Origin of the sequence: Hymenobacter siberiensis, from assembly GCF_018967845.1 — a bacterium.
Taxonomy (GTDB): Bacteria; Bacteroidota; Bacteroidia; order Cytophagales; family Hymenobacteraceae; genus Hymenobacter; species Hymenobacter siberiensis.
The window spans coordinates 3,597,073-3,609,076 of the sequence record NZ_JAHLZZ010000001.1; the positions used below are offsets into that span (position 1 = coordinate 3,597,073).

General features: G+C 57.7%; 10 protein-coding genes. 3 read left to right on the forward strand and 7 right to left on the reverse strand.

The genetic code is table 11. The features are described 5' to 3' along the window. Positions 1 to 207: 207 nt before the first annotated feature. From KQ661_RS15705 to KQ661_RS15735, 7 genes are all read right to left on the reverse strand, one after another. Positions 208 to 843 carry a VRR-NUC domain-containing protein gene (locus KQ661_RS15705; protein ID WP_216727464.1) on the reverse strand — a complete coding sequence of 212 codons (636 nt, stop codon included), beginning with the start codon at positions 841 to 843 and terminating at the stop codon, positions 208 to 210. 252 nt (positions 844 to 1,095) lie between these two features. Further along, the gene (locus KQ661_RS15710) at positions 1,096 to 1,926 is read right to left on the reverse strand and encodes a hypothetical protein (RefSeq protein WP_235726991.1); all 831 of its coding nucleotides are present in this window, start codon (positions 1,924 to 1,926) and stop codon (positions 1,096 to 1,098) included. After that, complete coding sequence (locus KQ661_RS15715) at positions 1,820 to 2,896, reverse strand: hypothetical protein (protein ID WP_216727466.1); 1,077 nt, start codon at positions 2,894 to 2,896, stop codon at positions 1,820 to 1,822. The genes KQ661_RS15710 and KQ661_RS15715 overlap by 107 nt, the downstream gene beginning before the upstream one ends. Before the next feature lie 12 nt (positions 2,897 to 2,908). Then, the gene (locus tag KQ661_RS15720; RefSeq protein ID WP_216727467.1) at positions 2,909 to 3,610 is read right to left on the reverse strand and encodes a hypothetical protein; all 702 of its coding nucleotides are present in this window, start codon (positions 3,608 to 3,610) and stop codon (positions 2,909 to 2,911) included. Then, the gene (locus KQ661_RS15725; RefSeq protein WP_216727468.1) at positions 3,607 to 4,236 is read right to left on the reverse strand and encodes a hypothetical protein; all 630 of its coding nucleotides are present in this window, start codon (positions 4,234 to 4,236) and stop codon (positions 3,607 to 3,609) included. The genes KQ661_RS15720 and KQ661_RS15725 overlap by 4 nt, the downstream gene beginning before the upstream one ends. Then, complete coding sequence (locus KQ661_RS15730; RefSeq protein WP_216727469.1) at positions 4,233 to 4,520, reverse strand: helix-turn-helix domain-containing protein; 288 nt, start codon at positions 4,518 to 4,520, stop codon at positions 4,233 to 4,235. Before KQ661_RS15730 ends, KQ661_RS15725 begins: the two co-directional genes overlap by 4 nt. 2 nt (positions 4,521 to 4,522) lie before the next feature. After that, entirely contained in the window at positions 4,523 to 4,804 is a 282-nt protein-coding gene (locus KQ661_RS15735; RefSeq protein WP_216727470.1) for a hypothetical protein, read from the reverse strand. Between KQ661_RS15735 and KQ661_RS15740 the strand changes: the two genes are divergently transcribed. From KQ661_RS15740 to KQ661_RS22610, 3 genes are all read left to right on the forward strand, one after another. Continuing rightward, positions 4,803 to 5,771: a S24 family peptidase gene (locus tag KQ661_RS15740; protein WP_235726992.1), complete on the forward strand. Its 969-nt coding sequence runs from the start codon at positions 4,803 to 4,805 to the stop codon at positions 5,769 to 5,771. The genes KQ661_RS15735 and KQ661_RS15740 overlap by 2 nt on opposite strands. 239 nt (positions 5,772 to 6,010) lie before the next feature. Beyond that, entirely contained in the window at positions 6,011 to 7,330 is a 1,320-nt protein-coding gene (locus KQ661_RS15745) for a site-specific integrase (RefSeq protein ID WP_216726402.1), read from the forward strand. A 104-nt stretch (positions 7,331 to 7,434) separates the two neighbouring features. Beyond that, complete coding sequence (locus KQ661_RS22610) at positions 7,435 to 11,967, forward strand: DEAD/DEAH box helicase (RefSeq protein ID WP_216726403.1); 4,533 nt, start codon at positions 7,435 to 7,437, stop codon at positions 11,965 to 11,967. Positions 11,968 to 12,004: the final 37 nt, after the last annotated feature.

Genomic DNA, 12,004 nt, shown 5'->3' on the forward strand with positions numbered 1-12,004 from the left:
TTCGTCTACTACAGCCCTCAAAAGTAGAATATGTGGCGCAAACCGTCAGCCTTCGCTACTTACTGCAAGGTGTAATGCTAAAAGGCTATTGCAAATGAGCATTTAAGCTGTTGTTGCGAAACTGTAGACCTCTGCCATCGAATGACTGTTGGAACTGGGCGAAATCGTGAGCGACGAAGGCCACGCCGCCGGCCTGCTTCAGCTCGTTTAGAAACTGCTTCTGGTCGTCGCGTAGGGTGTCGCGGCCGGCTTTTCATCTTGCGGTCCTCCGACACCGACAGACATCCCGTCCGCGAGGCGGAAGCCGATGATGTCGGGCACACTGTTATAGCCTTGGGACTTTTCGCCGCCGAAGCAGGTATCGAGGCTGGGAATCTTAAACATCTGGTAAGGGGCGGGCTCGTCGGAGGTGATGGTGAGACCTGGCAGGCTCGTTAGGTAGGGCGCTTCTGGAGCAGCGTTTGGGGTGCCCGCGAGGTGCAGCCCGCGCCGCTCAAATGACTGCACGAAACCCTCGTAGCTATAGGCCACGAATGGCAGGCCGCCGTACTCCTTCAACTCGTTCAGGAAGTCGATTTGAAAGCTGCTGAGGCTGTCGCGGCCGGCTTTCACTTCCACGCCGATGAAGCGGGCATCGGACTTGCGGTAACCGAGAATATCGGGTACGCCGATGCGGTTGTTGGGGTGCGGGTACCAGCGGCCGGTTTTGGGGTGGTAGCGGCCGCGGTTGTCCTGGGCCCAGGCGACGTAGCCTTTTGCCCGGAGGTAGCCGAGAATATGGGCGGTCATCTCGTCGGCTTTCAGGACGTAAAGGTCGAGTGTGGTTTGGGCGGTGGGCTTCATGGGGCGGGTACTTCAGTGAATGAGCCGATGCTAACCAGGCGGGCGACTTCCGCGGGTTCAGTAGGGTAGACTTGCCCCAGAGGGGTCCCCTAAACGTGGTGGCGCGGGTGCTGCGGCGTGCCTGGATGGTGGTGGCGGTTGCTTTGCTGGTTTTGGTGGCGGTTGCTTTGCTGGTTTTGGTGGCGGGCCGGGCGGGCGTGTGGGTGACACGGTAGAGGCTGCCGCAGCGGGCGCGGTAGTAGCGAGTGGTGCTCATGTGCTGTAGCGGTCCATGATGTCGCGGTTTTGCTGGGCGTGGCGCTGGTCGATGGCGCGCTGAGCTTCGGGGTTGGCTTTCCAGTCGTGGCGGTCCTTGCGCTGGCCGGCGGCCCGGGCTTCGGCGCGTTGCTGGGCCGCTTGGTCTGGGGTGATGAGGCCGCGACGGGCTTTGGCGTTGGTGATGGACAGCTTTTCGCGCAGGGCGGCGGCGTTTGGATGGTCGTCGGGAATCTGCTGGGCCACGTTTTCGAGCATCCGGGGGGCGGCATCGCCGAGCAGCTGCACGTCGGCGGCCTGGGTGCTGGTGCCGGTGGCTTTGCGGTCGAGGTGGCGGTGCTGCAGGTAGCTGCTTTTGGCTTCGAAGTAGGTGGTGATGATGGCGAAAACGGTGCTGATATCAAGGGCCTGGTAAAAGTTGTGGCCGCTGGTGCGGGCTTCTTTCAGGGCCAGCATGATGTCCTTGATGCTGTCGTGGGTGTAGGTCTGGGCCAGGGTTTCGGCCAGTTCCATGAGGTCGGTGGCATCGGGCTTGTCCTTCACGCGGAGCGAGTCGACGAAGGCCCGGAGCACGGCCACCAGCAGCTTGACCACAGTTTGTTCCCCTAGGCGCTGGTTGAGCTGGAAAATCTTGGGAGCGGCCAGGGCTACCTGTTTGGTGAGGCCGAAGGACATTTCGGCCAGCAGTTCGCGGGTGTCGGGGGTGGTGGCGCGAGCTAGGTCACGAATCCCAGCGGCGCGAACGGTAGCCAGTAGTTGATGCTCCGGGGTTAGCAGTGCCGGAGCTGGTTCCATTGCCTGGCTCGTGGCGCTGGACTCCTGGGGCAAGTTTGAGGCGGTTATCAGTAGCATCGTTGAACATGAAGCGTTTGGCGGTGGCTACCCAGTCGGCGCGGCGGGGTAGTTCGCCGGTTTGCTTGTCGCGCCAGAGGTTGACGGCCTCGTGGTAGTGGTTGAGGTCGGCCAGGGCGTAGTCGGTGCCCTCGAAAGCAGCGATGAACTTGTCTTTGTGGTAGATGGCCGATTCCTGGAAGGTGGTTTCGGGCCGGGTCTGTCGACCTCTGCTCTGTCGGCCCCTGCCGGGCACGGGTAGCTCGGTGGCCTGGGGGGTGGCAGCTGCGCGGATGGCTTCGGCCTGCACCCCTTTCTTTTTTGGCGCAACTTTTTTCTTTGGGGCCGCGCCTGGGTCCGGTACTGCACCGTCAGACGGGGCGGTAGCTGGCGCTGTCCTTCGGTTGTCATCGAGAATTTCCGCACTTAAAAGCCCGTCGTCGGAAAAGACCCTCTCCCTTTTTTTTTCAGGTGCGGCGGCGCTGTTTACAGTACCGTTTACATCAACTGTTTTACTTAATAAGGAGTGTTGGCTCACTTGTGCGGCAACTTCGGGGCTGGGTTGCCCTGGTTGTGCGGCAACCGGTTGGCCCACCTGTGCGGCAACCTCGGGGGCGGCGGTTGCCTCATTTATGGGGTAACCGCCGTCCTTGGGTTGGCTCACTTGTGCTGCAACCTCCCCGGTTAGTTCCGTCATCAGTACCCGGCTGCCGTTGGTGCTGTGGCTGGGTTGGTAGATGAGCAGGCCGAAGGTTTCGAGGGTTCGCAGCGTGGCCGTGTAGGTGTCGCGGTTGCCGATGCGTGCGGCGGCCATCAGCTCGTCCCGGTTCAGGGTGAGGGCAGCGGGAAACCGGGCTCTGTTCCATGCGAAGAACAGCGCCCAATACAGGGTGAAGTGGTGCGGGCGGCTCTCGGGGTGGGTGAGCAGCTGCTCGTGAGCGGCGCGGGTGTGCTGGACGTAATTCAAGGCGCGGGCTCACTACTCGGCGGCTACACGTTTGGCTTTGCGCTTGGATGCCGCGCCTGGCAGGGTCGTACCCGGCAGGGCTGCGGGCTGCTCCGATTGCACGACCTCGCCCATTTCCATTTCGCCGATTTGGGGTTGCTGGAACATATCGAGCTGGCGGCCGGCCTCGCTGCACTTGCCACGTAGGGCGGCGTCAATCTCGGCCAGGGCTTCATCCACCAGCGTTTTCAGGTCGTCGGTATGCGGGTAGTGCCAGGCGTTGGATTCTTCGAACTCGTCGGACTGCTCGGCGAAACTGACGTACTGGCCGGTCAGATTAAGGACCTTGCCGCTTTCGAGCTTGCGGAAACCCATGAGGGTCACGCCGTCTTTCTTGCCGATGATTAGGCCGGTGATGCCGTAGCTGTCGAAGTGCTCGGGCATTGGCTCGGTGGCTCCGTCGTTGGACCAGAAGTCGGCGCTCTCGCTCAGCTGCTCGGTCAGGAGGCAGAAATGTGGGACGAGTCGGGCAAAGCAGCGTTCGAGGGCGGGGTGTACGAGTTCGGTGCCCTGCATCGTGAACTCGCGGGGTTTGCTCTGCAGGTCCACCTGTTCGCTGAACTCGGCGGCCAGCAGCTGCTTTTTGACGGTGGCCTTCTGGATGGTGAGAAGGGACTTATGGGTCGTACCCGGTAGGGCCTGTGGCCCGACAATGGGGGTAAGCTCAGTGCTCATGGGGTTGGGCTTGTTTGGTGGTGAGTGGTAAATACCGCGGCGGCGAATCCTCGCGGGGTGAGGCTGCGGATATTGGCGCGGTTCTTTGAGCCGGGCACCTTGTCGACCATGGAGCCGTGAATGGGGAAAACGGGGCGCTTCTCCGGCATCTGAAAACCGTGACCGGTCCACAGGCAGGTATGCTTGGTGTAGGCTTCGTCGGTGGGGTTGGTAAGCCAGCCGGCGTATTCGCAGGGGCTGAACCGGTGCTCGGGCTCCCGCCAGTAGTGGCGCAGCTGGCCCTTGGGGTTTTCGATGAAGTAGGGCGCGCCCAGGCGTTCGCACAGGTCGGCGGCCGTGCCCACCAGGTCGAGGGCAGCGGCCAGCGCCCGCAGGCCTTTCACCCGGAACAGGTGCGCGCCGGCGTTGCTCAGGTCGGTACAGGGCGGGAAAGCGGCGACGAATGCGATGGGGCCGGGCGGCGGGGAGAAGTGGCGCACGTCGCCGCCGACCAGGCAGACGTTGCCCATCCACGTTTCGCCGGCGGGGTGCTGCACGTCCACACAGTAACAAGTGTAGCCGGCGGCGGCCCACGGCTCTACAAATCGGCCGGAGTGGTCGAAAAGAGAAATTACGACCTGGCTCATGCGGTTGCGTGGTGGCAGCGGCGGGGGTATTTGTCGAGGACAGAGCGGCGAAAACCCCAGTCCTTTTCATTGAGCCGGACGCCGACGATGCGGCCGGCACGCCGGGCGCGTAGCAGGGCATCGGTGCTCAGGCCGATGTATTGAGCGGCGCGGGCGGTGGTCAGGGTTTCGTCGGGGGTAGCGGTGCTGGCCAGGATGCGGGCCTGCTCGGCGGCTTCGAGTCGGGCAATGCGCTGCATCAGCTCGGCGAAGTCGGCGGGCTGCAGGATGACGGCGGGCTGCATGGCTACGCTTTGGCTACGAGCTGGCGGGCGCGGTCCTCCACTTGGCGGCGGCGGATAAACTCGGCTTCTGCCACTTCCAGGAACGTATCGACCAGCTCCTTGCGGTGACTGCGACCGGCAATGGCTTGGTACAAGGCGCTGCGGCTGGTTTTGATGCCGGCGGCGATGAGGCGGGCCAACGTGTCTTGCACTACGGTGTTGTTGCCGCCGAGTTTTTGTAGTACGAGCTGTAGCGGGGTAGCCTCTTTTTCGGCTTGTACCCCATCTTTTCTGTTTTGTTCCATGTTCTTTCCCGTATTTGTTGTATCTTGTGGACCAAAGCATCTGCTTTGCTATACAAACATATCCCTAGTTCGGTATAATTATTGCACCAAAGACGGAAAAATTATGGAACGGCTTAGTAATGAAGTAGAAAAACTCCCGCCGGTCACGGTGCGGGTGCAAGAGCTGTTTGACCACTTAGGCTTGAATGCCAGCAGCGCAACGAAGGCCCTGGGCTACAATACCACGAGTAAGTTGTATAAAATCCTGCAGGGGTCGGAGCCCTCGCTTCCTACTCTGGTAGACTTTCAGCGCAAATGGCCCGAATTGTCGTTGGATTGGTTGGTTTTGGGTGAGGGGCCGATGCTGCGCGGTTCAGTGGCAGTTTGCAAACCGGAGTCATTCGGTTCTGGCGTGGTCAACAGCGGTAAGGTATTGGCGGTGACGGTTGGCCTGGACGGGCAAGAAAACACGGAACTGGTTCCGGTCAACGCGCAGGCCGGCTATACTCTTCAGCATAACGAAGCGGTGTTTGTACGTGAACTGCCGAAGTATCGAATTCCTCGGTTTGAGCGTGGCACCTTCCGGGCGTTTGAGGTATCTGGTGACAGTATGGAGCCAACTGTAAATCATTCTGACATTGTGGTGACCTCCTACGTCGATAACTGGCGGCTGCTGCACCCTGGGGAAATGTACGTGGTGGTGACGAGCGAGAGCGTCATGCTCAAGCGCATCCGGGAGCGGATAACGGGGCGCGACATGACCGTGCTTCTTTACTCCGATAACCACCACTGCAAGCCCTACCCGATGGACGCGGCCGACATTACCGAACTGTGGCGGGTACGGGGCTACATTTCCTCCTACCTGCCCAGCTCGCCCGACGTGACCATTGAGCGGCTGTGGGAGGTGATTGAACAGCTTGGCTTTGATAAGGGGGAGGTGCGGCGGCATTTGGCGGAAAGCGGCCCCATTTCTGGCCCCAACACCTAGCATCTCCCCTCCTATCACCTAATTTATAGCACTTTATAGCAATCGGTCACACTCCGGCTCCGGGTACTGAATGGCGCTAGGAACGCCGATAAATTAAGCCTCAAAAACTGTAAATCTGTTCGCAGATGCAGTTTTTGAGGCTTTTTTGCGTTCCGCCCAAATGGCATTTACCAACGCTAGTACCTGGACTTACCAACGACTTTCTGCCACCTCCTCTGCCACCTATTTTTCTAGCCCCCATGAAAATCTCATTTGAGTTGCGGAATGACAAACAGGATAAGACGGGCACGGTGCCCATCTATGTAGTGGCTTGTTTTGACGGGGTGCGGCTGCGCTGCTCGACGAAGGAGCGGTGCGAGCCCCGGCAGTGGAACGAGAAGGAACAGGAGTTTCGGCGGTCGTTTCCGGGCTACACCTCGGCCAACCTGGGGCTAGTGGCCCTGGTGCGGCGGCTGGAGGACAAGTACCGGGAGCTGCGGACGGCGAACGTGGCACCGAACGTGACCCTGATGCGCGAGGTGGTGAATCCGGTGATTGTGGTGGTGAAGGAAGAGCCTACGCTCGTGGCCCGGTTCGCGGAGTTTCGGGACGTGCTGGCTGGGCGGGGGTATGCCTTTCACACGCTGCGGCACTACAAAACGGCGTGTAACCACTTGGAGACGTTTTTGGAGAAGACGCGGCGCAAGGGTTTGCTGCTGGCCGGCTACACTTCGGCGGTGCACGACGACTACGTGAGCCACTTGCGGACGGTATGCGGCTTATCGGCCAACGGGGTGTATACGTTGCTGAAGGACTTGAAGACGTTTTTGCGGCATGCGCAGGACGAGCGGGGGCTGACGCTGGGGCTAGAATTGAAGCGGCTGGAAGTGAAGTACACGGACCAGGCAAAAACGTATCTGACCGGGGCCGACCTGGCGGCGCTGGTGGCGGTGAAGCTCTCGAAGACGTTGGAGCCGGCGCGGGACGTGTTCTTATTTTGCTGCTACACGGGCCTGCGCTACTCGGACGTGGCGGCGCTGCACGCCGGCAACCTGCACTTGCTGGGGGCCAATGGCGACGGGGACCGGGTGCTTCGGCTGATACAAACCAAGACGCGGGCCACGGTAAGCATCTACCTGAGCAAGCTGGCGGCTGAAATACTGGACCGGTACGCGACGCCCGAACGGCAATTTGACGGGGCGCGGCTGCTGCCGGTGCTGGCCAACCAGCCGATGAATCGGTATTTGAAGAAAATAACGCAGCTGGCGGGGTTGTCGCGGCCGGTGGAAGTGGTGAGTACAGCCGGCGGACAAGTGGTAAAAACGGCGGTGCCGTTGCACGAGCTGGTGACGATGCACACGGCCCGCCACACGTTTGCGGTGCAAAGCCTACTGCGGGGCATGCCGGTGACGGTGTTGCAGCGGGTGATGGGCCACGCCAAGATTCAGAATACGATGCGCTACGCGCAGGTGGTGGAAGAACTTCAGCACCAAGCCATGCGAGCGGCTTGGGATGGGCCGGCCATGGCGGTGACCAGCACCACCTTAGACGGGGCGGTTTGCACGGTAATGGCCGCTTAATTCAAAGTTAGATTTTGAATTAGAACCAGATGAGTAACTTGGCAGCCTGCAATACAAATTTTATATTGCAGACTGCCAAGTTACTCGTCTCTTTACCCCCTATTATGCAATTACAAGCGGGTTATTTTATTGAAGAATTAGAGTCCATACTACTTGAAGGAGCAACTACTAACAGCAAACAGGCTAAGACAGAATTACAAAGTCTACTTCATGAGCTATCGTGGTTTGAGGTGCACGGCAGCACCTCATTCAACGCTGCAGCCCCTGAATACGATGCTGTAGCCCCCTATGCTGTCTGGACCGTGGCGGCCAATCTGATGATGCGTGGACTACCGACCCGGGCCCCGCTAAGCCTGGCGGCTGCAATACTTTCGGAAAACTGGCCGGCTAAGACAAACTGGCTCAATGAGTCTGGTCAACTAGATTTCGATACAATTGATGAGCATAAACAAGGAAGCCTGCGGTTTATCCTGCCTGATATTGACGACCGAGCCAAAGAGGCTAGGCTACTCTGGCGGGCTCTGCATCCCCTCGACCCAAGGCTTCAACCAGGTCCAGCCTTAAATCGGCAGATAGGGCTCTGGCGTACCGATGGATTACTTGACAGCAAAGCGGAGCAGGACTTCGCCGCGCTACTGTTACCCGACCAAGGCGGCGATGCGTACTTAACGCAGCTGCTTCGCCCCCAAACCCAGCTCTCTGGGCTATTGGATTGGAGCGCCAACGAGGTCGAACACCTGCGCAAGGAGAAAGAGGTACGGCTCGGTGATTTCGTGGCTCAGGCAGCCGATTTCACCATTGCCTTTCCTTATCCATGGCAACCCGACAATGCCGGATTGAAACCGGAGGGCAGCCGATATATGTGGCCCAACCGGGTTGCGGGCGTAGTGCTGGAAGTGGACGGTCCGCATCATAACGAGGATGCGCAAGCGCAAAAGGATAATCGACGCGACAGTGCGGCCCTGGCCGCTAGCTGGTTTCCGATACGTCTGCCAGTGGCAGACAATGGATTTGCCGACGCCACGCATCGTATGGCTCCCCTTCGCGAAGTCGTGAGCGAACACCCGTATTTTGCCCAGCTCAGCGCTAATTATCACGAGTCGTTACTACAAACAGTTGAAGGCCTATCTGCCTTGCAACTCACGTTAGGGCCTTTAGCAGTGGCCCGGGTGCAACGCACCCTATTGGAGGCGCTGATGAACGGCACCATCTCTCCCCAGAGATTACCCACCACTGCTGGAGACTCAACCCGGCCACTACGCCTGGCTGTCATCGAACGTGACGTGCCTTGCGCGCAGCAAGGGGTTGCCTTACTACTGGAGCTGCTTGAAAGGCTTTATAAGCTGGAAGGAAAGCTACGAGTGGTGCCAACCATCGAGCTTCACATCTTTCCTACTGCGGAATTTTCCCAGCCAACGAAGCTAACCCATCCGGGGACTATCGTCATGGAGCCCGGTATTGCGCCGAATACCGACGATGGGTACGATTTACTACTCGATGTATCGGTTTTGCAACGCCCTGGTTTCTCGCAGGCCCCTGTGCTCGTCGGAACTAAGAGCCTGACAATACGCACGGCCCACAGTGCCCGCCGGGCTCGCCGCTTCCGCTCGGCTCCGCTAATTGAGTACCCTCCGCTGGTAGACTACGACCCGGCCAATGAGTCGTACATAGCGAATACGAATGAGCAAAAGGAACGGTGCCGTATTCTGGAATCCCTGGTGCAGGATATCTTTCGTAAGCGGGCTCTGCGACAGGGCCAGCTCCCGATTATCAGCCGGGGCCTGCAGGGGAAAAGCGTTCTGGGCCTATTACCAACGGGCGGTGGCAAATCTCTCACCTTTCAGTTGGCAGTGCTGCTACAGCCTGGCGTTGCTCTTGTTGTAACGCCTATTAAATCATTGATGCAGGACCAGTACGAAGGCCTGGTCCGCAACTGGATAGATGGTGTCACTTACCTCAATAGCTCAGTTATTGGGCGTCAACTAAAAGACTACCGGCTTCGCCAGTTGCGCGAGGGAGAACTACTGTTCCTCTTCGTATCACCTGAACGCCTAGTTATTAAGGAGGACTTCCGAGACCATCTTGTTACGATGAGTAAACCAACCCCGCGAGTGGGCTCTACGCGAGTGGGCTTTACATACTGCGTGATTGACGAAGCGCACTGCGTATCGGAATGGGGACACGACTTCCGCACGCCCTACCTGAAGCTAGGCGAGAATGCCCGACGCTTTTGCGGCACCTATTCCGGAAAAGAAGTGCCCCTATATGGACTCACCGCCACGGCCTCGTTTGATGTGCTAGCCGACGTGCAACGGGAGTTACATCTGGATGAAGACCAGTCGGCAATTATTCGCACGGCAACCATGGCCCGGCCCGAGCTACATGTGCGAATAGTGCCGGTAATGAATCATACAGGGGAAGAGGAAGAAGAGCAAGTAAGAGTAAACAGTAAGGACGTTGGCAACGCTAAGCACGAGCGTTTAGAAAAACTATTGGCTGAGGTGCCCGCTGCCTTGCTCGCGTTGAATGGGCAGCCATCCTTTATTCCGGTTGCTGATGAGTCGCGCGAAAAGGACTCTGTGCCTCCATTTATGCCTCCACCCCCCTTTGCGGCATGGCCAGCAGGGTTCTATGCGCCAACCCCTGGCACCAACAAACTGGCGCAGGCGGGACTCATTTTTTGCCCGCACAAGAAGGGAGTAATTGGAGTCCGGCAAGTACACACGAACTTGGAGGAGCTCAGCAAGAAAGGTCTGAAACTGGAAACAGGCTACTTTATGGGCTCCGATGATGACAGCGTCACAAAAGATGACGACCAATTGAATATGCAGATAATGCAGACGCAGTTTGTCAATAGCGAGCTAAATGTGATGGTCGCCACCAAAGCCTTTGGTATGGGAATCGACAAGCCCAACGTGCGATTTACCGTGCACTACGGATTTCCTGGCTCCATTGAAAGCTTTGTGCAGGAAGCAGGCCGAGCCGGGCGCGACCGGGCAGTTGCGCTCAATTACATTCTCTACCATCCCACGGTAGATTTCGACACGAACAATTTCTTTTTCGAGCGCTCATTCAAAGCCCGTAACCAGGAAGTGCAGGTACTACACGAGCTGCTGACCCTAATTACCTTTCCTTCGCGGGAGTGCAGCGCGCTCAATGCCCTTTTAAGCGAAGCCTTCCCGGAAAAGGAAATTACTGCGCGGCTCTATACCCGGAAAGGAGCAAAAAGTCCCGAAGCCCTCTACCTGCAAACTGCCGAGGGCGCAAAGTATGGTCGGATAGTTGTTTCAAACCCCCAAAGTCTACTAGGCTACATCGAAGACAAGGAACCAGCGGCTGACTCTGCGTTATTAAAAAGAGTAGTTAATACCGCCGTTAGTTTTTTAATGAGCTTACCAGCGGAGGCCCGTAGCACATCTGAAGCGTTGGTGGAGGCACTGGGCGGCGGAGTAGCTCCCGGCAGCGTCGAGGGTATTCTTCCGCGATTGGAACGCGTTAAGGATGGTGAGAAACCCGGTGAGTTAGTCATCGGCTTTGGCAACGGTACCATTTGGGAGCTCTGTGAAGATGCAGCCAGATTTAACGTCCATTTTACTGAGAAGGCGCTTGAGCAGCATGCCGGTGCTACTAGTGGGGCTAGTTTTGCCAATGCTGCTGGCCGGGATATTACCGGTCCAACTGGTCAGCGGGGTATGCCTGCCGAGTTAGTTAAACTATTCGTTAAAAAACACGACCGGATACGACTTGAAGCTGATACCGCCCGCGCTATTCACCGGCTTTGCTTGCTGGGAGTTATTGAAGACTACACCATCCAATACACCAAAAAAATATTCAGTGTAGTGCTGGCGCCCAAGCAAACGCCCGAGGAGCTGCGCTACACTTTTCAACGGTATCTGGCCCGATATACCACCCCGGAGAGCGCCAAAGCTCAGGCGCAGGCCGTTGTAGAAAACCAAAAAGAAAATAGCCTCATTGAAAAATACATCGGAGCGCTACTCGTTTTCAATGATACCGAAATCAGGGCGAAGCGGGAGCGGTCAATTATTGAAATGGGAGCAGCGTGCGACGCGGGCTTAAATCCCGATGAAAATCTAAGCGAGTACTTCGACCTATATTTCAATTCGAAGTACGCCCGAATTCAATATCTACCAACCGATACACAACAAGGCAAATACTTCGACCAAGACCTTGTTTGGAAATACCTGGATTTCATGGTGAGACCACCAGACAATACAGGAAAGGAACGTGACAATATCAAGCACCTGCGTGGGGCCTGCTCCCGCCTGCTTGCTGCCTCACCGCACAATGGTGCCTTCCTTCTTTTGGGTGCCTTCTCAACGCTGTTTCTTGAACTAACCAAGCACCCAGAAGACCGGGTGGAATCATTGATTGCGTCAGCCCAGAAACAATTATTCGACGGGTTTTTGAGCTACGATAAATTGGGTACCATGACGCTCACGGAGTTGGTGGCTTTTGTGCAAAAATTCGCCAAGGAAACCGGGCGCTACGACACAAGCATCGGAGACTATGTAACGGCTAACATAGAAGAGCCCTTACAGCTCCAACTACACACCCGCTGGTTAACGGACTTCACCACCCGCTTCTGCGATATTTCAACATCACCTACGCTCGCGTAGTAACCCCCTTTCAATGTCAACTGCATTTACCGCTGCC